Raw genomic sequence first — 24719 nt, 5'->3', positions numbered from 1 at the left:
CTTTTTTGCCGCGGCGCTGTCTTTTTACCCCAGGTCACGATGCGCTGTTATTCCGGCGCACGGATATGCTCGACCAGTCCCGTGCTGCGGCGTCCCGGCGCCGGCGTCAGCCAGCTGACGAGGATGGCGGCGGCCAGGCCGGCCGGCACGCCGAAGATGCCGGCGGAAATAGGCGCGATATGCATCCATTGACCGCTGGCATTACCGCCCAGCATGGTGCTCGTGTGCAGCATGTAATACAGGCACACGCCAAAGCCCGTCAGCATGCCGGCCAGCGCGCCCTGATAGTTGGCGCGCTGCCAGAACACGCCCAGCACCAGCGGCGGGAACAGGGTCGAGGCGGCCAGGGAAAAGGCCACGCCCACCAGCGACAAGATGTCCGCCGGCTTTTGCGAGGCGGCATAGGCGGCGATGAAGGCCACGGCCAGCAGCAGCAATTTTGAAATCGTCACGCGCTTTTGCGTCGAGGCGGTCGGGTCGACCACCTTGTAATACACGTCGTGCGACAGGGCGTTGGAGATGGCCAGCAGCAAGCCATCGGCCGTCGACAGGGCGGCAGCCAGGCCGCCGGCCGCCACCAGGCCGGAAATCACGTAGGGCAGGCCGGCGATCTCGGGCGTGGCCAGCACCAGCACGTCGGCGTCGATGGAAATTTCCGCCAGTTGCACGATGCCGTCGCGGTTGACGTCGACGATGCTGATCAGGGGACTGAGCTTGTCCACGTTGGCCCAGTACGACACCCAGGTGGGCAGGTTCGCGTATTGCGTGCCCACCAGCGCCGAGTAAATATCGTATTTGACCAGCACGGCCAGCGCGGGAATTGTGAGGTAGATCAACAAGATGAAGAACAGGGTCCAGAAGACGGAGACGCGCGTCTCGTGCACGGAGGGCGTGGTGTACGATCGCATGAGGATATGCGGCAGGGCGGCCGTGCCCAGCATCATGCAGAACACGAGAGCCAGGAAATTGTTGCGCTTGATGTCAGACTGTTCCCGGTCGGCGGCGGGAAACGGCTGCGCGTGCGGAATGATCGGCTCGGCGCGTTTCTGATTTTGCGCCTGCGCGGCCTGCCACAGCACGCGTGCCTCGTCCGGACTTTTCGGATAGGCAATCAGATAGCGTTCCGCGTTGCGGATGTCGAACAGTGAAGCATTGCGCTGGCGCAAACTATCGAGCTGGCGCTGGGCCGTCAGATGGCCTTGTTCCCAGGAAGCGGGCAAACCGGCTATGCGCGCCTGGTAGCTGATGGCGCGCTGGTGGAAGATGGCGCGTACCTCGTTTTCTTTCGGATCCGTTTCCAGCACGTGTTCGCGCGCGCTCAATTGCGGCAGCACCTTGCCGTAGGCGATCTGCGGCACGGGATTGTCCGCATGCTTGACCGACAGCCATATGGCGGGAATCAGAAAGGCGACGAGGATGATGATGTATTGCGCCACTTGGGTCCAGGTGATGGCGCGCATGCCGCCCAGAAAGGAGCAGACGAGGATGCTGGCCAGGCCCAGGAAGATGCCGACGGAAAAATCCACGCCCGTGAAGCGCGAGGCGATGAGGCCGACGGCGTAGATCTGCGCCACCACATAGGTAAACGACACGATGATAGTGGCGGCCACGGCCACCACGCGCACGCTGGCGCCCCGTTTGTCGGTGCCGCTGCCATAGCGGGCGGCGAGGAAATCGGGAATCGTGTACTGGCTGAACTTGCGCAGGTAGGGGGCGATCAATAGCGCCACCAGGCAATAGCCGCCCGTCCAGCCCATGATGAAGGCCAGGCCGTCGAAACCGTTCAGGTACAGGCCGCCGGCCAGGCTGATGAAGCTGGCTGCCGAAATCCAGTCGGCGGCCGTGGCCATGCCGTTGAACATGGCCGGCACCCGGCGCCCCGCCACATAGTATTCGGTGACGTTCGAGGTGCGGCTGATGACGCCGATGGTGGCGTACAGGGTGATGGTGACGAGCATGAACAGGTAGCCGATCCATGCGCGCGGCATGCCTTCCTGTTCCAGCACGGACAAAGCCAGCAGGAAGGCGGCGAAGCCGGCCGTAAACAGCAGATAGTAGCGGCACAGGCGCGCAAAGAAGCTGCGCTGGGCGCTCATGTTTGCTCCTCGGCATGAAAAGCCCGGTCCAGGCGTCGCATGCGCCAGGCATACAAGGCGATGATGGCCAGGTACACGAGCGAGGCGCCCTGGGCCGCCATATAAAAGGGCAGCGGCCAGCCGAACAGATTTAAATGCAACAGTTCGCGCGCATAAAACACGGTCAGAAAGCCCGTCAGCAGCCAGACCAGCAACAGGATGGCCGTCAGGCGCCGCGTCTTGCGCCAGTGCACATCGCGACGCGCCTGTAACTCTGGGCTGGGCGTGCGCGCCGGCCGCGCCGGGGGAGCGCTTGGGCTTGGCTTATCCATACGTGATGTCATCCTCTTCTGGCGCGTCCGGCAACAGCAGGGCGATGCTCAGGCGCAGCAGGGTGCCCGGCAGCTTCGGCGACTGCGCGCGCGGATTGTTAAAAATATCGACTTCGGCGCCATGCTGCTGGGCAATTTCGCGCACGATGGCCAGGCCCAGGCCGCTACCGTCGACATTGCTGCCGAGAATGCGGTAAAAGCGTTCGAACACGTGGGCCCGCTCGGCCGGCGCAATGCCGGGGCCCGTATCTTCCACTTCCAGGATGGCCAGCTCCAGGGTGCTGCGCACGCGTACCGTGACGCTGCCACCGGCCGGCGTATAGCGCAGGGCATTGTCGATCAGGTTGCTCAGCAGCTCGCGCAGCATCATGGCATTGCCGGAAATCATGATCGAATACGCGGGCTGCTCGAAGCCCAGGTCGATATGCTGGGCAAACGACGCTTGCACCCAGTCCTGCACCACGCCGCGCGCCAGTTCGCTCAGCTCGATTGGCTCGAACGCCGTGCCCGCCTGCGGCTGGTTTTCCGCGCGCGCCAGGGCCAGCAGCTGGTTGACCAGGCGCGTGGCCGCTTCCGAGCTTTTCGCCAGTTGCAGCAGCGAGCGGTGGATTTCGTCGTGGTCGGTCTGGCGCAGGGCCAGCTCGGACTGCATGCGCATGCCGGCCAGCGGCGTCTTCATCTGGTGCGCGGCATCGGCGATGAAGCGTTTCTGCATGTCGATCGACAGCGACAGCCGCGCCAGCATTTCGTTGAGGGAACCGACCAGCGGCGTGATTTCCTCGGGCACCTGGCCCGATTCGATGGGCGATAAATCGTCGGGCGGCCGGGCGCGTATGCGCTCCTGCAACTGCGCCAGCGGCGACAGGCCGCGCGCCAGGGCAAACCAGACCAGGGCCAGGATCACGGGCAGGATGATGAACTGCGGCAAGATCACGCCCTTGATGATTTCATTGGCCAGCTGGGCGCGCTTTTCCAAGGTTTCCGCCACTTGCACCAGTGCGCGGCTGGGCTCGTCGTCGTTGCTGGACGGAATGTCGAGATAGCTGAACGCTACGCGCACGGGCGCGCCATGGATGGTGTCGTTGCGAAACAGCACCATGCCGCTGCGGTATTTGTCGGCGTCCTGCGGCGGCGGCAAATCGCGGTCGCCGTCGATGTATTCGCCGCGCGGCCCCACCACCAGGTAATACAGGGTGTCGATATCGTCGCCGCGCAGGAAGTCGCGGCCGCTATTATTACTGCTCTTTTCCGGCACGCGGCGCAGCATGGCGCCGTCGGCCTGCTTGACCTGCTGCGTGAGCACGGTCACGCTGTCTTCCAGCGCATGGTCGAACGGCTGATTGGCGATGCCCTTGGCCACCAGATAGGTGATGGCGATGCTCATCGGCCACAGCAGCAGCAAGGGCGCCAGCATCCAGTCGAGGATTTCGCCGAACAGCGAATGCTCGATGGTGTCGTCCTGTTCCGTGGTGGGCGGCTCGAACCAGTCGTCGTCGTCCGGCTCGTCCGCTGGCGCCTCGCGCGCCTTCACTTGCTGGCGGGTCCGCTGGCCGGGCTTGCCGCCTCGCCCGCTTCGGCGTTCAGGCGCGCCGCTTCCGAGTATTTTTCCAGACAATAGCCGAGGCCGCGCACGGTGGCGATGCGCACGCCGCCCACCTCGATTTTCTTGCGCAGGCGGTGCACATACACTTCGATGGCGTTGTTCGACACTTCTTCGCCCCATTCGCACAGGTGGTCGACCAGCTGCTCTTTCGAGACGAGGCGGCCGGTGCGGCCCAGCAAGATTTCCAGCAAGCCCAGTTCGCGCGCCGACAGGTCGAGCATCTGGTCATTGATGTAGGCGCTGCGCCCCACCTGGTCGTAGCTGAGGGGGCCGTGCTTGATGATGGTGGCGCCGCCGCCGGCGCCGCGGCGCGTCAGGGCGCGCACTCTTGCCTCCAGTTCCGACAGGGCGAACGGCTTGGCCATATAATCATCGGCACCGAGGTCAAGGCCATTCACGCGTTGCTCGATGGAATCGGCGGCCGTCAGGATCAGCACGGGCAGCAGCGAGGCGCGCGCGCGCAGGCGACGCAGCACTTCCAGGCCGGACATCTTGGGCAGGCCCAGGTCGAGGATCAGCAAGTCGAATTCCTGGGTGGACAGGGCCGTATCGGCTTCCTGGCCCGTCTTGACGTAGTCGATCGCATAACCGGACTGGCGCAGCGAGCGGGTCAGGCCATCGGCCAGCACGCTGTCATCTTCGGCAAGTAAAATACGCATGGTGCACTTCCTATGCTTGCGGCGGTAGAAGTTTGTATTGTGTTTCATTTTCCGCAAGGTGGCGAGTTTTTGTGAGAAACCAGGCTTGTATTGATCTGTTTCAAAACAAATCCACGTTCCGCTTGCATTGATCACTGTTTTTTTATACAGTACTGTCTGTGTAAAGAATTTAACCCACTGGCGCTATCGCAGGCTGCACGGTTCACGTAGATGCGTCACGTGAATCCGCACCTGTAGAACGGCTGAAAGAACATATGGACGATAAAAAAGCTGTAGTACCCGCATCGGAAAAAGCCAAGGCGCTCGCCGCCGCACTGGCGCAGATCGAGAAGCAGTTTGGCAAAGGTTCGGTCATGCGCATGGATGCCAGCGCACCGATCGAAGAAGTGCAAGTCGTGTCGACCGGTTCGCTCGGCCTCGATATCGCCCTGGGCGTGGGCGGCTTGCCGCGCGGCCGCGTGGTGGAGATCTACGGTCCGGAATCGTCGGGTAAAACCACCCTGACCCTGCAAACCATCGCCGAAATGCAAAAACTGGGCGGCACTTGCGCCTTTATCGATGCCGAGCACGCGCTCGACGTCGGTTACGCGCAAAAGCTGGGCGTGAACCTGCATGAATTGCTGATCTCGCAACCGGACACGGGCGAGCAGGCGCTGGAAATCTGCGACGCCCTCGTGCGTTCGGGCAGTGTCGACCTCGTCGTCATCGACTCCGTGGCCGCACTGACGCCACGCGCCGAGATCGAAGGCGACATGGGCGATTCCCTGCCAGGCCTGCAAGCGCGTCTGATGTCGCAAGCCCTGCGCAAGCTGACCGGTTCCATCAACCGCACGAATACCCTGGTCATCTTCATCAACCAGATCCGCATGAAGATCGGCGTGATGTTCGGCAGCCCGGAAACGACCACCGGCGGTAACGCCCTGAAATTCTACGCCTCCGTGCGCCTGGATATCCGCCGCACCGGCTCGATCAAGTCCGGCGATGAAGTGATCGGTAACGAAACCAAGGTCAAGGTCGTCAAGAACAAGATCGCGCCACCGTTCAAGGAAGCGCACTTCGACATCCTGTACGGCGCCGGCACCTCGCGCGAAGGCGAAATCCTGGACCTGGGTTCGGATGCCAAGATCGTGGAAAAATCCGGTTCGTGGTACAGCTACAACGGCGAACGCATCGGCCAGGGCAAGGACAACGCCCGCGCCTTCCTGCAAGAGCGTCCGGCGCTGGCCCGCGAAATCGAAAACAAGGTCCGCGCGTCGCTGGGCGTGCGCGAACTGCCGCCGCTGGCTGCTGAAAAGCCGGAAAAAGCCGATAAAGCCGCCGACAAGGCTGCCAAGGCTGCGGAAGCCAAGCCAGAGTAGGTCGGATGAGCGCGGCAAAGCCGCGCGTAATCCGACAACACCACAGACGCCAACAATGTTGTCGGATGACGGCCCAATGGGCCTGATCCGAGCTACGCATGGCTTGCTGCAAGGTAGGACCATGATCGCCGTCCCGCGCTGTTGCGCCGGGCGGCGATTGTGTTTGGGTGATGTGATCGTGGAATGAAAGACAAGGTGGGTGTATGGCCGCAGTACAACTAAGCCTGAAGGGCAGGGCGCTCCGCTTTCTGTCGATGCGCGAGCATAGCCGCATGGAATTGCGGCGCAAGCTGCAGCGCCATGCGCAGGAGGGCGATGACGTGGAAGCCTTGCTCGACAGCCTGGAGCAAGCCAACTGGCTGTCGCAGGAGCGCTTTTCCGAGTCGCTGATCCACCGCCGCTCGGCCCGTTTCGGCAACAGCCGCATCATGGCGGAGTTGCAAAGCCATGGCATCGGTGGCGAGGCGCTGCAGGAACTCAAGGCGGGCCTGGCGGAAGGCGAGACCGCGCGCGCGTGCGAAGTGTGGCGCCGCAAATTTGGTGAAGTGGCGCAGGATGCCGAGCAGCGCAACAAGCAGATGCGTTTTTTGATGCAGCGCGGCTTTTCGCAGCGCGCCGTGCAGGTGGCCCTGAAGGGGCTGAATCCCGACGAGGAATAAGGCAGTTCATGGCGGCCCCGCCGTGCCGCCATGAACTGCGCTCTCAAACGCCGTCTGTTTCCCGTATGGCGACGCCGCGCGATCGGGTATGCTGGCGCTCGAACGCTGTGCGATGCGCGCGGCACCACTGATCATGACAGGATGCAAGATGAGCAACTGGAATGCCGGCTATATGGCCGAAATCGCTTATACCTATGGCTATTACGAAGAATTGAATCCCTTGCGCCTGCGGCTGCCCCTGCTGGCCGCCGGCCTTGCCTTGCCGGCCAGCGGCACGGCTTGCGAGCTGGGCTTTGGCCAGGGCATCAGCGCCAACATCCATGCGGCGGCGTCCGCCACGCGCTGGCATGGCAATGATTTCAATCCTTCCCAGGCCGCCTTTGCGCAGGAGCTGGCCAGCGCGGCCGGCGCCGGCGCGCAGTTCACGGACGAATCGTTCGCGCAGTTTTGCCGCCGCGACGACTTGCCCGATTTCGACTTCATCTGCCTGCACGGGATCTGGAGCTGGGTCTCGGCGGACAATCGCGCGCTGATCGTCGACTTCCTGCGGCGCAAGCTGAAAGTCGGCGGTGTCGTCTTCATCAGTTACAACACGCAGCCAGGCTGGGCCGCCATGATGCCGATGCGCGACCTGATGGCCGAACATAGTCGCGTCATGAGTGCCCCGGGCCAGGGCGTGCTGGACAGAGTCGCTGGCGCCATCGATTTCGTCGACAGGATGATTGCCGCGCAACCGCGCTTCCTGGAGGCCAACCCGCTCCTGGCGGACCGCATCGACAAGCTCAAGGCGATGGATGGACATTATCTTGCCCATGAGTATTTCAATGCCGACTGGCAGCCGATGGCCTTTTCCAGCGTCGCGGCCATGCTGGGCGAAGCCAAGCTCGAGTTTGCCGCGTCCGCCACCTATACCGCTCTGGTCGACATGCTGAACCTGACGGCCGAGCACCAGCAATTCCTGGCCGAGATACCCGATCCCACCTTCCGCGAGACGACGCGCGCCTTCCTCGTCAACGAGCAGTTCCGCAAGGATTACTGGGTCAAGGGCGCGCGCAGGCTGACGCCGCTCGCCCAGGCCAGCGCCTTGCGGGCCGTGCGCGTGATGCTGGCCGTGCCGCGCGACGAAGTGGTGTTGAGCGTGCATGGCGTGCTGGGCGACGCCGATATGGATGAGCGCGTGTATGCGCCCGTGCTCGATGCCATGGCCGACCATCGCGTCTATACGATAGGCGAGCTGGAGCAGCAACTGGCGGGCAGCGAAGCCAAGCTGGCCGCCTTGCTGCAGATCATGCTGGTGCTGGTCAGCAAGGGTAACGTGCTGGCTGTCCAGGACGAGGCCGACATCGCCGTGGCGCGGCCGCAGACGGCGCGCCTGAATGCGCACCTGCTGGAACAGGCGCTGGCAAGAACCGATTTGAACATCCTCGCCAGTCCCCTGACGGGCAGCGGCGTGGCTGTACCGCATTTACAACAGCTCTTCCTGTGGGCGAAACTGCAAGGTTGTTCAACGCCGCAAGAATGGGTGCGCGCGACGTGGCCGGTGTTGCTGCGCCTGAACCAGTTGGTGACGAAGGACGGGCAGCCCTTGTTGACGGAAGAGGAAAACCTGGCCGAACTGCTGGCGCACGCACAGCATTTCGCTGCGCGTAACTTGCCCATTTTGCGCATACTGGGCGTGACAGACTGAGGCGCGGCGCCGGCCAGCTTGCCGGTGCCTGCCGACCTGCTTCCGAGTTATTTAAATTGTGAATGTTTGTCATTCATTTTGTGATTTTCATTGATGATTTGCGGCGGGCGGCCAGACCAATAAATAATTATGTTGCGGCGCAACTAGCGCCCTGTGTGCTACACTTTTAGGGTTTTTGCGGCGCCGCAGGTGCGGTTGCTGTTCGTAGAAGCTGCGAACGGCGTGCTTTATGCACATGGCTGCTTACTAATTATGGCCGCGCAAGCGGCATCGGTCTTATGCCCCTGTCAACTCCCGTATCCCGGCGCGCCCTACGGCACTCCCGCGTTATCGACGTCCAAGCGTATGTGCGCGACGACGGCCTGTGGGATATTGACGCCCGTATCACCGATATCAAAAGCTATGACGCGACCCTGGCCTCGGGCCCCCGTCCCGCCGGCGCTCCTCTGCATGACCTCCATTTACGCATTACCGTCGATCGCGAACTGACCATTGTCGAGGCCGAAGCTGCCTCCGATGCCGTGCCCTATCCCGGTTTTTGCGATACCATCGGCCCCGCTTACCGGGCCTTGATCGGTCTGAATTTATTGAAGAATTTCCGCCGCGACTTGAAACAGCGCCTGGCGGGAATCGCTGGCTGTACCCATTTGACCGAACTGGCGCAAGTCTTGCCGACTGCGACGGTTCAGGCATTTGCCGGCGATGTCTGGTCGACCCGCGACGGTGCGAATGCTGACTTATCGCATGAAAAGCCGTTTCAACTCGACAAATGCCACGCCCTGCGCACCGATGGCGGGGCGGTGGCACAGTATTACCCGCGCTGGGTAGCCAAGCCGTGATCCCGGCGCTTTCCTGTTTTTTTTGCACCACTAACCGTATTTTTACACATCAGTATCAGAAGGGAAGCCAGCATGAAAATCCATGAGTATCAAGCCAAAGAAATCCTCCGGCAGCACGGAGTGACGGTACCACGCGGTATCCCGTGCATGTCCGTCGAAGAGGCAGTCAAGGCTGCGGAAACCCTGGGCGGCCCGGTGTGGGTCGTCAAGGCACAGATCCACGCAGGTGGCCGCGGCAAGGGCGGCGGCGTGAAAGTGGCAAAATCGATCGAGCAAGTCAAGGAATACGCTGACCAGATCATGGGCATGCAGCTGATCACGCATCAGACCAGCGCCGAAGGCCAGAAAGTCAACCGCCTGCTGGTGGAAGAAGGCGCCGACATCAAACAAGAACTGTACGTTTCGCTGGTCACCGACCGCGTTACCCAGAAAATCGTCCTGATGGCGTCGTCCGAAGGCGGCATGGACATCGAAGAGGTGGCCGAGAGCCACCCTGAGAAGATCCACCACGTCACCATCGATCCAGGCACCGGCCTGACCGATGCCCAGGCAGACGACATCGCCGCCAAAATCGGCGTGCCTGCCGGCTCCATCGCCGACGCGCGCGTCAACCTGCAAGGCCTGTACAAAGCATACTGGGAAACCGACTGCTCGCTGGCCGAGATCAACCCGCTGATCGTTACCGGCAGCGGCAAAGTCATCGCTCTGGACGCCAAGTTCAACTTTGACCCGAACGCCCTGTTCCGTCATCCGGAAATCGTCGCCCTGCGCGATCTGGACGAAGAAGATCCAGCTGAAATCGAAGCGTCGAAATTCGACCTGGCCTACATTTCGCTCGACGGCAACATCGGTTGCCTGGTGAACGGCGCCGGCCTGGCCATGGCCACCATGGACACGATTAAACTGTTCGGCGGCGAGCCAGCCAACTTCCTGGACGTCGGCGGCGGCGCCACGGCGGAAAAAGTCACCGAAGCGTTCAAGATCATGCTGAAAAACCCAGGCCTGAAAGCCATCCTGGTGAACATTTTCGGCGGCATCATGCGTTGCGACGTGATCGCTGAAGGCGTCATCGCCGCAGTGAAAGCCGTCTCGCTGAACGTGCCACTGGTCGTGCGCATGAAGGGCACCAACGAAGACCTGGGCAAAAAGATGCTGGCCGATTCCGGTCTGCCTATCATCGCAGCCGACACCATGGAAGATGCAGCCAAGAGCGTCGTTGCCGCTGCTGCCGGTCAAGCTTAATTAAGGAATCAACATGTCCATTCTGATCAATAAAGATACCAAAGTCGTTACCCAAGGGATCACCGGCAAGACCGGCCAGTTCCACACCCGCGGTTGCCGCGACTACGCGAACGGCAAAGCTGCCTTCGTGGCAGGCGTGAACCCGAAGAAAGCCGGCGAAGATTTCGAAGGCATTCCTATTTTCGCTAACGTGACCGAAGCGAAAAAAGAAACCGGCGCCAACGTTTCCGTGATCTACGTACCGCCAGCAGGCGCGGCAGCGGCGATCTGGGAAGCTGTCGAAGCTGAAATGGATCTGGCCATTTGCATCACCGAAGGCATTCCTGTCCGCGACATGATGGCTCTGAAAGACCGCATGGCCAAAGCCAACAGCAAAACCTTGCTGCTGGGCCCTAACTGCCCAGGCCTGATCACGCCAGACGAAATCAAGATCGGCATCATGCCAGGTCACATCCACAAGAAGGGCCGTATCGGCGTGGTGTCGCGTTCGGGCACCCTGACCTATGAAGCAGTGGGTCAGCTGACCGCACTGGGCCTGGGCCAATCGTCGGCAGTCGGCATCGGCGGCGACCCGATCAACGGTCTGAAGCACATCGACATCATGAAGATGTTCAATGACGATCCAGATACCGACGCGGTCATCATGATCGGCGAAATCGGCGGTCCTGACGAAGCCAACGCGGCTTATTGGATCAAAGACAACATGAAAAAACCGGTCGTCGGCTTCATCGCTGGCGTGACCGCTCCTCCAGGCAAGCGCATGGGCCACGCCGGCGCGCTGATCTCGGGCGGTGCCGATACGGCACAAGCCAAGCTGGAAATCATGGAAGCTTGCGGCATCACCGTGACCAAAAACCCGTCGGAAATGGCGCGTCTGCTGAAAGCCATGCTGTAATTTCAGCCTGGTTACCGCAGTACAAAAAAGGAGCTTCGGCTCCTTTTTTTGTCCGCAAGACAGGCCGATTCCCGGCCTGGGCGGACGATGCTGGTCCGAACCTGCCCAAATGTGTCGCTTTTCTTTCCATGCGTGCCGCCGCTGCCCGGGCGCGCCGCTGGCATGGCGCTTGCAACGTACCTGGCGTGAGCAATGCACCATGGGAGGATACGATGCGCGCGCAAAGCGGATTTACCCTGATAGAACTGATGATCGTGGTGGCCATCGCCGGCATCCTGGCGGCCGTGGCCATTCCCCAGTATGGCGACTACACGATGCGGGCCAAGGTCAGCAATGTGCTGGCGGCCGCTGCCCCGTTAAAAACGGCCGTGGCCCTGTGCGTGCAGGAAAACGGCGGCGAGGCGGCCGCCTGCAGCACGCCCACCCAGGCCGTGCCCAGCGCCATTCCCGTGTTCAGTGCCACGCGCGAAGTGGCCAGCGCCACGGTGAATAAGGGCGATATCGTGCTGACCCTGGCGGCCGACCTGGGCACCGGTATCGGTGGACAAACCGTGACGATGACCATGAAGCCGGGCACGAGCAGTCTGACCTGGTTCAATAGCACCACCGTGACGAATCCGGCGGCGAAGGAAGCGATTACCAAAAACAACATTCCCGACGTGACGCCGACGCTCTAGGTGACGCTTGTCAGCCCGGTATCAGACGATTTTTTGCCGGTCCGCGATCAGCGCTTCATAGGTGAGGTTTTGCAGCAGGGTGTAGTGGGTCGGTTCCAGGTCGATGAATTGCACGCCATATGTGTAGATTTCCGCCACCTCGGCGGCATGGCCGTTCGACGGCTTGCCCACGCTGACGTTCTGGATGCGGGCGCGCGTATTGACGCGCATCTGGTGCTTGTTCGGCTGCACCAGCAGGGTAAAGCTCAGGGCCACGCCCTCATCGTCCGGCGTGAGCATGCCGGGCGCCTCGATTAGCGCGCCCGAGACGCTGAGGTTGACGATGAACACGGGCACGGCCGCCACGTCACGGTAGCTCAGCTGTGCCGGAATGTCCACTTTCACGCGCATGGCCGTGCGCAGGCTGGTGCCCTGAATGGCGTCCGGAAAGCTCAGGTGCACATAGTTGAGCGGGCGGCCAAAGATGCGCAGCACGCTGCAGGAAAACGAACAGACGGTGACGCCGGAAAACACGCGGATGGTCAGCTTGTCGCCCTCGTTGAGCACGATGGAAGCGCCGTTTTCCATGGGAATCTTGACGATCAGGTACTCATCTTTCACATAGCCGATCAGGGTCGAGAAATGCTGGATGGGTTTGATGGTGCGGTGCGTGATGAACTGGATGCGGCCACCCACCTGCAGATTCATGGCCTCGAAGTCGAAGTCCTGGAGCTTGGTTTCCGCGGCGGGGTGCTGGCTTGTCATGCGATGCTCATCTGGATATGGACGACTCGCAGTATGCATGATTTCTTGATGAAAAAGCATTTATATCAATGAAATTCATATTGGCATCGAAAAATGCCAGGTGCACGCGCCGTCACGCGGTGCAGGCTTTACAATTGCTTCAATATTGACGAATGTGAATCCTATGCCGCGCAGCTACTTCTGGACCATGTTGTCCCTCATCCTGCATCAAATCGACGCTGCCTACTGGAAAGAGTGGGAGATGTTCCATCTGCCTGGCGGCGTGCAGGGTTTTCTCGTGTTTAACCTGGCGGCGATTGCCCTGGTGCTGGTGGGCTACAAGCACGTGTTGCTGTCCACCGCGCGGGCACCTTTTTATGCGAGCTGCTGCGCGGGCCTGGGCGTGGCCACCTTCCTGATCCATACCGGCTTTGCGCTGGCAGGACAGGAGCAATTTCACTTGCCGCTGTCCAAGGCCATCATCGCGCTGTGCCTGTCCGGCGGCGCCTGGCTAGTGTACGATTTGCGCCGCTTCCAGGAGCAGCTGGCGCGCCAGGCAAAATAATTACACCTCGGCGTGCCAATCACCCGACTTGCCGCCATGCTTTTCCAGCACGCGCACATTCGTCATGACCATGCCCCGGTCGACGGCCTTGCACATGTCATAAATTGTCAGCAAGCCGATTTGCACGGAAGTGAGCGCTTCCATTTCCACGCCCGTCTTGCCCGTCGTGTCGACCTGGGCGCGGCAGTGCACGCTGTTGGCCGCTTCATCGACTTCAAAATCGACGGTGACGCGCGTGAGGGCCAGCGGGTGGCACAGGGGAATCAGGTCGCTGGTACGCTTGGCGCCCATGATGGCGGCGATGCGGGCGATGCCCAGCACGTCGCCTTTTTTTGCATTGCCCGAAATGATCAATGCCAGGGTGGCGGGCTGCATGCGGATGGTGCCGGCGGCCACGGCGCTGCGGCGCGTGTCTTCCTTGCTGCCCACGTCGACCATATGGGCCTGGCCCGTGGCGTCGAAATGGGTCAATTCCCCGGCGGGGGCTTGCTTGTCTGCTGTTGTCATGGCGTCAAAAATAGGTGAGGAGTGGGGCGCGGCACGCGTGGGAATGGGTGCCGCTAACAAGGTATGATAGCACCCGTGAATTCAAAAACTCCCCTCCAGACCGTACTTGAAAACGCCGCCGCCGCATGGCTGCGCCAGCCATGGCGTGCATCCCTGCTGGCCGCGCTGTGCTGCGCTGCCCCTTCTGCGCTAGCGCAAACCTATACCTCCGCGCCTGCGGCGCCGGCCGCCAGCGCGGCGGCCAAGCCGGCGAGCAGCTGGACGCCGCTGGCCGTGCCGCCGGCGCCAAACCTGCCGAACCTGGGTGACACCTCGCGCGAAGACCTGTCGCCGGCGATGGAGCGCAAGATCGGCGAGGAAATCATGCGCGGCATCCGCGGCGACCGCGACTACCTCGATGACGCGCCCTTGCTGGAATACCTGAATACCTTCGGCAACGCCCTCGTGGCGGCGCGTCCCAGCGTGCGCGGCGAAACGAATTACGATTATTTCTTCTTTGCCGTGCGCGATCCCCAGTTGAACGCGTTTGCCTTGCCCGGCGGCTTCATCGGCGTGCACTCGGCCCTGGTGCTGGCAGCGCAAACGGAGGCGGAACTGGCTTCCGTGCTGTCGCACGAGATCGGCCACGTGGCGCAGCGCCATATCGCCCGCATGCTAGGCCAGCAGCGCCAGGATGCCCTGATGCCGCTGGCCGCCATGCTGCTGGCGGCGCTCGCTTCCCGGGCGGGTGGTGACGTGGCCATGGGCGTGTTTGCCGCCGGCCAGGGCCTGGCCATCCAGCGTCAGCTCAATTTCGGCCGCGACGCCGAACGCGAGGCCGACCGCATCGGTTTCCAGATCATGGGCGAAGCCGGTTTTGATACCACCGGCATGGTGGCCTTCTTCGGCCGCATGCAGGCGGCCAGCCGTTCGTACAGCGACCTGATGCCCGCCTACCTGCAGACCCACCCGCTGACGACGGAACGCATCGCCGACATCCAGGCGCGCATCCGCGAGCAGCCCTACAAGCAGCGTGCGGACAGCCTGAGTTTCCACCTGGCCCGTGCCCGTGCCCGCGTGCTGCAGGATGAAAGCGTGCAAGGCCTGTTGAATGCCAAGGCCGTCTTCAAGACGCAGCTGGAACAGCAAAGCCGTTTCCAGGTGACGGCCGCCCACTATGGCTTGTCCTTTGTCGCCGTCAAGCAGGGCAAGCCGGCGGAGGCGCAAAAGGAACTCGATGCGGCCAATGCGGCCCTGCACCAGCCGGTCGGGCCGAATGTGTTGACGTCGGGTGGCACGCAGGGACCCAATTCCCTGCTGGCGGCGATGGGGCTGGAAGTGCTGTTGATGCCGGGGCAGAAGCCGGAAGTGGCGCAACAGGCCCTGAAGGCGGCGGACGCTGCGCGCCAGCAGTTTCCCCTCTCGCGCGGCATTGCCCACCAGTATGCGGAAGCGCTGATGGCTGCCGGCAAGCTGGAGCAATCGACCCTGTATTTGCGCGAGCAGGTGCAGCTCTACAAGGAAGAGCCGGAACTCTACGATTTACTGGCGAAAGCCTATGCGGACCAGGGCAAGATGACCTTGCAGCACATGGCGCTGGCCGAATCCTATGTGTTGCAGGGCGCCACCATGGCCGCGCTGGACCAGCTGACGATCGCCCGCAAATCGACGGACGCGACCTTTTATGACCAGGCCGTGATCGATGCGCGCGAGCGAGAATTGCAGGAAAAGCGCCGCGAACAGATCAAGGACCAGAAGGGCTGACTTTTATTCGGCTTGCGGCGCCTGCTGGAAGCCGAAGGTCTGCGCTACGCTGGCATAGGCCAGCGGTTGCACGGCAATCTCTTTGCCGGCATGCAATAACATCAAGTTGCCTTGAGCATGTTCCAGCCACGCCAGCAGGGCCTCGTCGCTCAAGGCTAGCCCATCGAGGCGCAGCGACGCCAGCACCTGGGCCATGTCGCGGTCATCCACCTGCGCCACGATGTCGCCATGGCGCAGGATCAGCGTGCCGTTGTCGCACAGATACGCTGCTTCGATGATCGCAAGCGGCGCGCCCGTCTGCAAGACAAAACCGTGCTGCGGGTCGCTGCGGGCGATATACGGCGTCGCTTCCAGATTCAGGTAGACGCGTTGCGGGCCATTCTGGAAAAACCAGCAGCCCTGTTCGTCATGGTCGTAATTGCGGTTGATAAAGCTCAGCAGGGCCACATGGGCGATCTTGTCGCCGGGCAGTTGTTGCTGTTGCGCCTGCTGGTCGCGCATGCGCCAGTGGCCGCGCGCATCCAGGCCCAGCCAGCCGTAGCAGTGCGGTACGTTCGGCCATTTGGCCAGGGCTTGCTTGACGAGTTCATCCATGTGTAGCGTTTTCCATGTGAGTGGGCGCACCGCCAGCGTGCCAGCTTTGCGACACAGACGGCGCCATGTTGCCGTTTTCAAAAAAGGAGAGCAGCCGTTGCGGCAGCCAGCGTGTGCTTCCCGGCAACTTGCCGGCGGCAAAGCCGACGTGGCCGCCGTGGCGCGGATACTCGAGCGTGACGTTCGGCGCGGCGCTGCGCGGCAGGAAGCGTCCGGGCAGGAAAGGATCATTTTGCGCATTCAGTACCAGGGTCGGCACGGTGATGTCGTGCAAGACGTGCTTGGCGCTGGCGCGGTGCCAGTAATCGTCGGCGTCGCGGTAGCCGTGCAGGGGGGCCGTGACGACATTGTCGAAGGCGTGCAAGTCGCGCGCGGCCAGCATGGCGTCGCGCGCGAACAGGCCGGGGAACTGTTCCAGCTTGGCCAGGCATTTCGGTTTCAAGGTATTCAGGAACATGCGCGTGTAGAGCCGGTTGGCGCCCGAAGACAGGGCCTTGCCCCCTTGCGCCAGGTCCAGCGGGGCCGATACGGCCGCGGCCGCATCGATGAAATCGGCCTGGTGCTGCGACTGGCCCAGCCAGCACAGCAGGGCGTTGCCGCCCAGCGAGACGCCGGCCGCGTAAAATTTACCGGTGGCGCGCGGGCGCAGGCGCTGCACGATCCAGTCCACTTCCTGCGCATCGCCAGAATGGTAGAAACGTGGGGCCAGGTTGGCTTCGCCCGAGCAGCCGCGAAAATGCGGCACGGCGCCGGACCAGCCGCGCGCGGCCACCTCGGCCATCAGCGCGCGCGCGTAATGGCTGTTCGACGAGCCTTCCAGGCCGTGGAACAGCACCACGAAGGGCTGGCCCGGTTGGCCGTCGACCAGGTCGACGTCGACGAAATCGCCATCGGGCGCTTGCCAGCGTTCGCGGCGGAAGGCCACGGCCGGCTTGGCAAGGCACACGGCCGGATAAATCGTTTGCGCGTGGCCGCCAGGCAGCCACAGCGGGGCGGTGTAAGAAAGAGATAAAGCCATCAGTGCAGGATCTGTGTCCCCGCGGCATCGGCCGGTGCGCCGCCGGGGGCGATGGAGGCGTGATGCAAGACGATGCGCCAGCCGCGCGGCGTTTTCACGTACACATTCGTGGCCAGCAGGTGCGCCGGGCCGCCTTCCTCCTGGGTCACGCCTTCGATGACCGTGTGCACCGAGCTCATCAGATTGTGCGTTTCATGCAGCTGCGCCGGCACGATATGCAGACCGCCGCCGGCCAGGATGGTTTCCCACGAGGCGCGGATGGCGGCGTGGCCGATCAGGCGCGCGCCGCCCGGGTGGATGCAGACGATCTCTTCATCGTCGGCCCATAGCGCCATCAGCGCTTCGAGGTCGGCGCGGTGCAAGGCATCGTAGAACGCCGCTTCGACTTCGGCGGCGCTGCCATTGAGTTCTTTCAGACGTTTCATGACGACTCCGGCTTGATCGGTACAGCTAAGTGTGCAAATGAAAACGGCGCGCTGGGGGCGCGCCGCTGGGCAGTTTAATGGTGGCCGGCGCTGGCGCCTTCCTTCAGGGTGTAGGCCGTGCCGCAGTAAGGGCACTTGGCGATACCGTCCTTGTTGAATTCCAGGAACACACGCGGATGCGACGACCACAATGGCATGGCCGGGTTAGGGCAGTGGGCTGGCAAGTCTTTACTGTCGAGTTCGACCGCTGGCTGGGTGGTTTTTGTCATCTTGTCATGCTCCGTGAGGCTGTATGGAAGGAAGTCGGCTGCTGCCAAAAGCACGATTTTAACGGATTCAGGCAGACAGCAAAAATCATGGCTAAAATGTCGCCTTGATCATCTTCGGCTGCAGCGCGGGTTTTTGCGGAAATATGGCAGCTGCAGCGCCACACTGACTGGATTTGCCTTGCCGGTATTACCGTTGCGCCCATGCGCCCCGCGCACCATTGTTGTGCAGTTACCACACTACCTCGGCCGGAGCGCCGCGTGAACGCCGTCCCGGCCGCCAAGGACGACGCCCTGCTGAAAGACGCCTGGCGCGCCGGCCTGAACCTGGGTGCGCCCACCCTGCTGGGCATCGCCGCCTGGGGTATGGTGGTGGGCGTGGCCATGGTGAAAAGCGGCCTGACTGTCGCGCAGGCGGGGGCCATGACCCTGTTTGTCTTCGCCGGCTCGGCCCAGCTCGCATCTTTACCCCTGCTGGCCGCGCAGGCGCCCGTGTGGGTGATCTTCGCCACGGCCCTCGTCGTCAATTTGCGTTTTGTCATCTTTTCCGTGCTGCTGGCCCCGCATTTTTCCCATTTGCCGTGGCGCCAGCGCTTTGCGCTCGGCTATGTGGCGGGCGACATCACGGTGGGCCTGTTCCTGCAGCGCTATCCCCATGAAACACCGGACCCGGCCAAGCTGCCCTTCCTGAAAGGCTTGATTTACCCCAACTGGCTGGCCTGGCAAATCGGTTCCTTCATCGGCATCGTGCTGGGCGCCGTCGTGCCGGCCGAATGGGGGCTGGGTTTTGCGGGCACCCTGGCGATCCTGTGCGTGACGGTGCCGCTGATTCTCAGCCGCGCCGCCCTGTGCGGCGTGCTGGTGGCGGGCGCGGTGGCCGTGCTGGCCTTCAGCCTGCCGTACAAGCTGGGCTTGCTGGTGGCCGTCGTGGTGGGCATGGTCAGCGCCATGGCCGTGGAAGAATTGACCGAGAAATGGACAAAACGCCATGTTTGACGGCATCGACCTGGGCGGGAGCGACGTGTGGATCGCCATCGCTGTGCTGGTGGTGGCCACGGCCGCCACGCGCAGCACCTTTTGGCTGATCGGCCACCACATCACCATTCCGCGCCGCGTGGGCGAGATGCTGCGCTATGCGCCGGCCTGCGCGCTGGCGGCCATCATCGCGCCCGACCTGCTGATGGAGGGGCAGCAAGTACACTTGGAATTGTCGAATTTGAAACTCTTGTCGGGGATTGCCGCCACGCTCTTTTTCGTGATCCGCCGCAATATGCTGCAAACCATCGTCTTCGGCATGCTGGTTTTCACGGGCTTGCGACTGTTGCACGTTTTTTAGTAAAGCAGGACAAATCGGGGATTTGCTCTGGTCATTGCGGTAAAATAGCGCACTTCCTTCCACTCGTCATCTGGATCGCCATGTCAGCTGTTCTCAACTTCATCCGTCTGCAAGATTTGATCGCCCAAAATGCACTGCAAGGCAAGCGCGTGTTTATCCGCGCCGACCTGAATGTCCCGCAAGATGACAGTGGCAAGATCACCGAAGATACGCGCATCCGCGCCTCGGTGCCGGCCATCCGCGCCGCCCTCGACGCTGGCGCCTTTGTTATGGTGACGTCGCACCTGGGCCGTCCGACGGAAGGCGAGTTCAAGCCTGCCGACAGCCTGGCGCCCGTGGCCGCCCGCCTGTCCGAGCTGCTGGGCCAGGAAGTTGCACTGAAACAAAATTGGGTCGATGGCGCCGGCCTGGAATCGCTGGCTGCCGGCCAGGTCGTCCTGCTGGAAAACGTGCGCGTCAACAAGGGCGAAAAGAAAAACAGCGATGAGCTGGCGCAGAAAATGGCCAAGCTGTGCGATATCTACGTCAATGACGCGTTCGGCACGGCCCACCGCGCGGAAGCGTCCACGCACGGCATCGCCAAGTTCGCCCCCGTCGCCTGCGCCGGTCCGCTGCTGGCCGCCGAACTCGATGCACTGGGGAAAGCCTTGCACGCCCCAGCCCGCCCATTGCTGGCCATCGTTGCTGGTTCGAAAGTATCGAGCAAGCTGACCATTTTGAAAGCCCTGTCCGACAAGGTCGATAACCTGATCGTCGGCGGCGGCATCGCCAACACCTTCATGAAAGCCGTCGGCTTGAATGTCGGCAAGTCGCTGGTGGAAGCGGAACTCGTCGAGGAAGCCAAGGCCATCATCGAGATCATGGCCAAGCGCGGCGCGCAAGTGCCGATTCCTGTCGATGTCGTGTGCGCCAAGGAATTCTCGCCTACGGCCGTTGCCACCGTCAAGGACGTGGCCGACGTGGCGGACGACGACATGATCCTCGATATCGGCCCGAAAACGGCGGCCCTGCTGGCGCAGCAAATCGCCGCGGCCGGCACCATCGTGTGGAACGGCCCGGTCGGCGTGTTCGAATTCGACCAGTTCGGCAACGGCACCAAGACTCTGGCCCTGGCCATTGCCGAGTCGAAAGCTTTCTCGATTGCCGGCGGTGGCGACACCCTGGCGGCGATTGCCAAATACGACATTACCGATAAAATCAGCTATATCTCGACCGGCGGCGGCGCTTTCCTGGAGTTCCTGGAAGGCAAGACTTTGCCAGCCGTCGAGATCCTCATGCAGCGCGCCGCTTGAGGCGCTGCCGTTAGCCGTTCAGTACCAAGCGCAGCCTGATCGCTGCGCTTTTACCTTGCCGGGCGGCATAGCCGCCAGGTCTTGCTCACCTTCGCTCGCGCACAAGGACTCCTATGCCACGCGGTACAAAAATCGTAGCAACAATCGGCCCCGCTTCCACCGACTTCGATATCCTGGTGAAAATGATACGCGCGGGCGTCGACGTGGTGCGCTTGAATTTTTCCCACGGCAAGGCGCAAGACCATATCGACCGCGCGGCGCTGGTGCGCCTGGCGGCGGCCGAGTGCGGCCGCGAAGTGGCCATCATGGCCGACATGCAAGGGCCGAAGATTCGCGTCGGCAAGTTTGAAAACACCCGTATCCAGCTGGAGGCGGGCGAGCGCTTCATCCTCGACGCCAAGTGGGGCGAGAATGGCGAACTGGGCAACCAGGAGCGTGTCGGCCTCGACTACAAGGCCTTGCCGCGCGACTTGCACAAGGGCGATGTGCTGCTGCTGAACGACGGCCTGATCGTGCTGATCGTCGAGCGCATCCACGGCAGCGAAATTCACACCACCGTCAAGATCGGCGGCGAGTTGTCGAACAACAAGGGCATCAACCGCCAGGGCGGCGGCCTGTCCGCGCCCGCGCTGACGGCCAAGGATATGGAAGATATCAAGACGGCCATGAGTTTCCAGGCCGACTATCTGGCCATTTCCTTCCCGAAATGCGCGACCGACATGGAAATGGCGCGTCAGCTGGCCAATATCGCCGGCGAGCCTTACCACCACAAGCCGATGATGATCGCCAAGATCGAGCGCGCGGAAGCCATTCCTGCCCTGCAGGAAATTCTCGACGCTTCCGACGGCATCATGGTGGCCCGTGGCGACCTGGCCGTCGAGGTGGGCAATGCGGCCGTGCCAGCCTTGCAGAAACGCATGATCAAGATGGCGCGCGCATCGAACAAGCTGGCGATCACGGCCACGCAGATGATGGAATCGATGATCGTCAATGCCGTGCCAACCCGCGCGGAAGTGTCCGACGTGGCCAATGCCGTGCTCGACGGCACGGACGCCGTCATGACGTCGGCCGAAACGGCCTCGGGCAAGTACCCGATCGAGACGGTGGAAATGATGGCCGCCATCTGCGTGGAAGCGGAACAGTCCGAATACAACAAGCTCGACGCCGATTTCCTCAACGTCACGTTTACCCGCATCGACCAGTCGATCGCCTACGGCGCGCTGTTTACGGCCCACCATTTGCGCGTCAAAGCCATCGTGGCGCTGACGGAATCCGGTTCCACCGCCTTGTGGATGAGCCGCCACAGTATCGACACGCCGATCTACGCGCTCACGCCCAGCGTGACGACTTTGCGCAAAGCCGCGCTGTACCGCAATGTTCGGGCGTATCATCTGATGCAGAACGCCCCCAGCGCGCAAGTGCTGAAGCAGGCGGAAGACTTGCTGGTGGAACAAGGTATCGTCCGCAAGGGCGACATGATCGTCGTTACCTGGGGTGAACCGATGGGTCAGGTGGGCGGCACGAATGCCCTGAAAATTGTCAAGGTAGGCGACCTCGAAGCAGTGCTGATCTGATGTAAAGAATTCAGGCGCCGCCGCGGTCATCGACCGCGAAGCGCCGCAACGGTTTCTATTGTTATCTGGAGTATTACCATGTCTCTCGTATCCATGCGTCAACTGCTGGACCATGCCGCCGAAAACGGTTATGGCATTCCTGCTTTCAACGTCAACAACCTGGAGCAAGTGCAAGCCATCATGGCCGCCGCCGATGCGCTGAACTCGCCGGTGATCATGCAGGCGTCCGCTGGCGCGCGCAAGTACGCCGGTGAAGCGTTCCTGCGCCACCTGATCGACGCCGCCGTCGAAGCGTATCCGCACATTCCCGTCGTCATGCACCAGGATCACGGCCAGTCGCCGGCCGTCTGCATGGCCGCCATCCGCTCGGGTTTTACTTCCGTGATGATGGACGGTTCGCTGGAAGCGGACGGCAAGTCGGTTGCCTCCTACGACTACAACGTGGAAGTGTCGCGTGAAGTGGTGAAATTCTCGCACGCCATCGGCGTGACGGTGGAAGCGGAACTGGGCGTGCTCGGTTCGCTGGAAACCATGAAGGGCGACAAGGAAGACGGCCACGGCGCGGACGGCACCATGACGCGCGAGCAACTGTTGACGGACGTGGCGCAAGCGGCCGACTTCGTGCAGCGCACCCAGTGCGACGCCCTGGCGATCGCCATCGGCACCTCGCACGGCGCCTACAAATTCACGCGCAAGCCGACGGGCGACATTCTGGCCATCGACCGCATCAAGGAAATCCACGCGCGCATCCCGAACACCCACCTGGTGATGCACGGTTCTTCGTCGGTGCCGCAGGAATTGCTGGCCATCATCCGCGAATTCGGCGGCGACATGAAGGAAACCTACGGCGTGCCAGTCGAGGAAATCCAGGAAGGCATCCGTCACGGCGTGCGCAAGATCAACATCGACACCGACATCCGCCTGGCGATGACGGCTGCCGTGCGCAAGTACCTGTTCGAGAACCCGTCGAAATTCGACCCGCGCGACTTCCTGAAGCCAGCGCGCACCGCCGCCGAGCAAATCGTGCGCGCGCGCATGCAGGCTTTCGGCTGCGAAGGCCAGGCGTCGAAAATCAAGGTCATCACGATGGAAAAAATGGCCGAGCGCTACAAGGCCGGCGAGCTGTCGCAAATTGTGAAGTAAAATTCTGTCTGGAACGGGCCGGAAGCAATGCTCCGTGCCCGATTTTCTCGACCGGCGGGCACCCCCTGCCTGCCGGTTTCGTTTCATCCAACTATTCCCCCGCTATGAACAGCCTCTATCAGACTTCCATCCATTCCCTGCCATTGCTGGGCCACGGCAAGGTCCGCGACAACTACGCCGTTGGCGACGACAAGATTCTGATCGTCACCACGGACCGCCTGTCGGCCTTCGATGTCGTCATGAACGAGCCTATCCCCGGCAAGGGCAAGGTCCTCAACCAGATGAGCGACTTCTGGTTCGAGAAACTGGGCCATATCGTGCCGAACCACCTGACCGGCGTGGCGCCGGAATCCGTGGTGGCAGCTGATGAAGTGGAGCAAGTGCAAGGCCGCGCCGTCGTGGCCAAGCGCTTGAAACCGATCATGGTCGAGGCAGTCGTGCGCGGCTACATCATCGGTTCGGGCTGGAAAGATTACCAGGATACGGGCAGCATCTGCGGCATCAAGCTGCCAGCGGGCCTGCAACAGGCGGAAAAATTGCCGGAACCGATTTTCACGCCGGCCGCCAAGGCCGAGTTGGGCGAGCATGACGAAAACATCAGCTTTGCTGAAATGGAAGAGCGCATCGGTGCCGACCTGGCCGCCAAGATGCGCGACGTGGCCATTCAACTCTACAAGACGGCCGCCGAATACGCGGCCACGCGCGGCATCATCATCGCCGACACCAAGTTCGAATTCGGCCTGGACGACAATGGCGTCATGCATCTGATGGATGAAGTGCTGACGGCCGACTCGTCGCGCTTCTGGCCTGCGGATTCCTACCAGCCTGGCATTTCGCCGCCATCGTTCGACAAGCAGTTCGTGCGCGACTACCTGGAAACGCTGACCTGGGGCAAGACCGCACCGGCGCCTGCGCTGCCGGCCGACGTCATCGAAAAAACCCAGGCCAAGTATTTTGAAGCCATCGAACGCCTGACGGGCGAGAAGCTGAAGGCCTGAGATGACTGAGCAAAACAAGCCGCTGGTCGGCGTCATCATGGGCTCGTCCTCGGACTGGGACGTGATGCAGAACGCGGTCGCCATCCTGAAACAGTTTGGCGTGCCGTACGAAGCGCAAGTCATTTCCGCGCACCGCATGCCCGACGAGATGTATGCGTACGCGAAAAGCGCGCGCGCGCGCGGCTTGCGCGCCATCATCGCCGGCGCCGGCGGCGCGGCCCACCTGCCTGGCATGGTGGCGGCGATGACCATCGTGCCCGTACTGGGCGTGCCCGTGCCGTCGAAATACTTGCGCGGCGAAGATTCCATGCTGTCCATCCTGCAAATGCCCAAGGGCGTGCCGGTGGCCACCTTCGCCATCGGCGAAGCGGGCGCGGCGAATGCGGCGCTGACGGCGGTGGCGATGCTTGCCGCCAATGACGACGCCCTGGCCGAGCGCCTGGAAGCCTTCCGTGCCACGCAAACGGCCGCCGCCAAGGCCATGGTCTTGCCTGAATAATGTGTTTGAA

Annotated in this window: 26 protein-coding genes; 16 read left to right on the top strand and 10 right to left on the bottom strand. The window is 62.2% G+C overall.

Annotated features, from left to right (window positions below):
• Positions 1 to 47: 47 nt before the first annotated feature.
• Genes P9875_RS27385 through P9875_RS27370 form a run of 4 tightly spaced genes read right to left on the bottom strand, consistent with a single transcriptional unit; the run spans position 48 to position 4669 of the window.
• Entirely contained in the window at positions 48 to 2096 is a 2049-nt protein-coding gene (locus tag P9875_RS27385; RefSeq protein ID WP_278317153.1) for a sodium:solute symporter family protein, read from the bottom strand.
• On the bottom strand, positions 2093 to 2407 hold the full coding sequence (locus tag P9875_RS27380) for a DUF4212 domain-containing protein (protein WP_219308298.1): 315 nt from the start codon (positions 2405 to 2407) through the stop codon (positions 2093 to 2095). The genes P9875_RS27385 and P9875_RS27380 overlap by 4 nt, the downstream gene beginning before the upstream one ends.
• Positions 2400 to 3938, bottom strand: a complete 1539-nt coding sequence (locus P9875_RS27375; RefSeq protein WP_278317152.1) for a sensor histidine kinase — start codon at positions 3936 to 3938, stop codon at positions 2400 to 2402. Before P9875_RS27375 ends, P9875_RS27380 begins: the two co-directional genes overlap by 8 nt.
• Positions 3935 to 4669: a response regulator gene (locus P9875_RS27370; RefSeq protein ID WP_099401744.1), complete on the bottom strand. Its 735-nt coding sequence runs from the start codon at positions 4667 to 4669 to the stop codon at positions 3935 to 3937. Before P9875_RS27370 ends, P9875_RS27375 begins: the two co-directional genes overlap by 4 nt.
• Before the next feature lie 254 nt (positions 4670 to 4923).
• Here P9875_RS27370 and recA point away from each other — a divergent pair, with 254 nt between their 5' ends.
• The 7 genes from recA (at position 4924) to P9875_RS27335 (ending at position 12026) form a co-directional block, all read left to right on the top strand.
• Positions 4924 to 6027, top strand: a complete 1104-nt coding sequence (recA, locus tag P9875_RS27365; RefSeq protein ID WP_034746069.1) for a recombinase RecA — start codon at positions 4924 to 4926, stop codon at positions 6025 to 6027.
• Positions 6028 to 6230: 203 nt separating this feature from the next.
• A complete protein-coding gene (recX, locus tag P9875_RS27360) occupies positions 6231 to 6686 on the top strand; it encodes a recombination regulator RecX (RefSeq protein WP_278317151.1) in 456 nt (151 codons plus the stop codon).
• Positions 6687 to 6834: 148 nt separating this feature from the next.
• On the top strand, positions 6835 to 8373 hold the full coding sequence (locus tag P9875_RS27355) for a class I SAM-dependent methyltransferase (RefSeq protein WP_278317150.1): 1539 nt from the start codon (positions 6835 to 6837) through the stop codon (positions 8371 to 8373).
• Between the two features lie 347 nt (positions 8374 to 8720).
• Positions 8721 to 9212, top strand: a complete 492-nt coding sequence (locus P9875_RS27350; protein WP_423221809.1) for a DUF2889 domain-containing protein — start codon at positions 8721 to 8723, stop codon at positions 9210 to 9212.
• Positions 9213 to 9284: 72 nt separating this feature from the next.
• Complete coding sequence (sucC, locus tag P9875_RS27345) at positions 9285 to 10454, top strand: ADP-forming succinate--CoA ligase subunit beta (RefSeq protein ID WP_034746081.1); 1170 nt, start codon at positions 9285 to 9287, stop codon at positions 10452 to 10454.
• Positions 10455 to 10467: 13 nt separating this feature from the next.
• Positions 10468 to 11349, top strand: coding sequence for a succinate--CoA ligase subunit alpha (sucD, locus tag P9875_RS27340; protein WP_034746085.1), 882 nt, complete (start codon positions 10468 to 10470; stop codon positions 11347 to 11349).
• Between the two features lie 212 nt (positions 11350 to 11561).
• Positions 11562 to 12026, top strand: coding sequence for a pilin (locus P9875_RS27335; protein WP_099401742.1), 465 nt, complete (start codon positions 11562 to 11564; stop codon positions 12024 to 12026).
• A gap of 21 nt (positions 12027 to 12047) precedes the next feature.
• Here the strand turns inward: P9875_RS27335 and P9875_RS27330 are convergent, their stop codons facing one another.
• Positions 12048 to 12770 (bottom strand): flagellar brake protein, encoded by a 723-nt coding sequence (locus P9875_RS27330; RefSeq protein WP_099401741.1) that lies wholly within the window; start codon positions 12768 to 12770, stop codon positions 12048 to 12050.
• Between the two features lie 163 nt (positions 12771 to 12933).
• Here P9875_RS27330 and P9875_RS27325 point away from each other — a divergent pair, with 163 nt between their 5' ends.
• Positions 12934 to 13314 carry a DUF6713 family protein gene (locus P9875_RS27325; RefSeq protein WP_278317149.1) on the top strand — a complete coding sequence of 127 codons (381 nt, stop codon included), beginning with the start codon at positions 12934 to 12936 and terminating at the stop codon, positions 13312 to 13314.
• Here the strand turns inward: P9875_RS27325 and moaC are convergent, their stop codons facing one another.
• The gene (gene moaC, locus P9875_RS27320; protein WP_034746095.1) at positions 13315 to 13821 is read right to left on the bottom strand and encodes a cyclic pyranopterin monophosphate synthase MoaC; all 507 of its coding nucleotides are present in this window, start codon (positions 13819 to 13821) and stop codon (positions 13315 to 13317) included.
• A gap of 153 nt (positions 13822 to 13974) precedes the next feature.
• Between moaC and P9875_RS27315 the strand changes: the two genes are divergently transcribed.
• On the top strand, positions 13975 to 15564 hold the full coding sequence (locus tag P9875_RS27315; RefSeq protein ID WP_278318882.1) for a M48 family metalloprotease: 1590 nt from the start codon (positions 13975 to 13977) through the stop codon (positions 15562 to 15564).
• Positions 15565 to 15567: 3 nt separating this feature from the next.
• Here the strand turns inward: P9875_RS27315 and P9875_RS27310 are convergent, their stop codons facing one another.
• The 4 genes from P9875_RS27310 to P9875_RS27295 form a co-directional block, all read right to left on the bottom strand.
• The gene (locus P9875_RS27310; RefSeq protein ID WP_278317148.1) at positions 15568 to 16158 is read right to left on the bottom strand and encodes a DUF2946 family protein; all 591 of its coding nucleotides are present in this window, start codon (positions 16156 to 16158) and stop codon (positions 15568 to 15570) included.
• Positions 16151 to 17176 carry a YheT family hydrolase gene (locus P9875_RS27305; protein WP_176388212.1) on the bottom strand — a complete coding sequence of 342 codons (1026 nt, stop codon included), beginning with the start codon at positions 17174 to 17176 and terminating at the stop codon, positions 16151 to 16153. Before P9875_RS27305 ends, P9875_RS27310 begins: the two co-directional genes overlap by 8 nt.
• Positions 17176 to 17601 (bottom strand): YybH family protein, encoded by a 426-nt coding sequence (locus tag P9875_RS27300; protein ID WP_034746103.1) that lies wholly within the window; start codon positions 17599 to 17601, stop codon positions 17176 to 17178. Before P9875_RS27300 ends, P9875_RS27305 begins: the two co-directional genes overlap by 1 nt.
• A gap of 74 nt (positions 17602 to 17675) precedes the next feature.
• Complete coding sequence (locus P9875_RS27295; protein ID WP_034780619.1) at positions 17676 to 17870, bottom strand: zinc-finger domain-containing protein; 195 nt, start codon at positions 17868 to 17870, stop codon at positions 17676 to 17678.
• A gap of 258 nt (positions 17871 to 18128) precedes the next feature.
• Between P9875_RS27295 and P9875_RS27290 the strand changes: the two genes are divergently transcribed.
• The 7 genes from P9875_RS27290 (at position 18129) to purE (ending at position 24709) form a co-directional block, all read left to right on the top strand.
• Complete coding sequence (locus tag P9875_RS27290; protein WP_035822502.1) at positions 18129 to 18863, top strand: AzlC family ABC transporter permease; 735 nt, start codon at positions 18129 to 18131, stop codon at positions 18861 to 18863.
• Complete coding sequence (locus tag P9875_RS27285) at positions 18856 to 19203, top strand: AzlD domain-containing protein (protein ID WP_099401736.1); 348 nt, start codon at positions 18856 to 18858, stop codon at positions 19201 to 19203. Before P9875_RS27290 ends, P9875_RS27285 begins: the two co-directional genes overlap by 8 nt.
• 80 nt (positions 19204 to 19283) lie before the next feature.
• Complete coding sequence (locus P9875_RS27280; RefSeq protein ID WP_219308283.1) at positions 19284 to 20495, top strand: phosphoglycerate kinase; 1212 nt, start codon at positions 19284 to 19286, stop codon at positions 20493 to 20495.
• Between the two features lie 113 nt (positions 20496 to 20608).
• Positions 20609 to 22069, top strand: a complete 1461-nt coding sequence (gene pyk, locus P9875_RS27275) for a pyruvate kinase (RefSeq protein WP_035822495.1) — start codon at positions 20609 to 20611, stop codon at positions 22067 to 22069.
• Positions 22070 to 22147: 78 nt separating this feature from the next.
• Positions 22148 to 23212, top strand: coding sequence for a class II fructose-bisphosphate aldolase (gene fba, locus P9875_RS27270; protein WP_035822493.1), 1065 nt, complete (start codon positions 22148 to 22150; stop codon positions 23210 to 23212).
• A gap of 104 nt (positions 23213 to 23316) precedes the next feature.
• The gene (locus P9875_RS27265; RefSeq protein ID WP_278317147.1) at positions 23317 to 24210 is read left to right on the top strand and encodes a phosphoribosylaminoimidazolesuccinocarboxamide synthase; all 894 of its coding nucleotides are present in this window, start codon (positions 23317 to 23319) and stop codon (positions 24208 to 24210) included.
• Position 24211: 1 nt separating this feature from the next.
• Positions 24212 to 24709: a 5-(carboxyamino)imidazole ribonucleotide mutase gene (gene purE, locus P9875_RS27260; RefSeq protein WP_035822487.1), complete on the top strand. Its 498-nt coding sequence runs from the start codon at positions 24212 to 24214 to the stop codon at positions 24707 to 24709.
• Positions 24710 to 24719 lie beyond the last annotated feature (10 nt).

This window comes from Janthinobacterium rivuli (assembly GCF_029690045.1).
Classification (GTDB): Bacteria; Pseudomonadota; Gammaproteobacteria; order Burkholderiales; family Burkholderiaceae_D; genus Janthinobacterium; species Janthinobacterium rivuli.
This window is presented reverse-complemented; position numbering and strand designations above follow the sequence as displayed.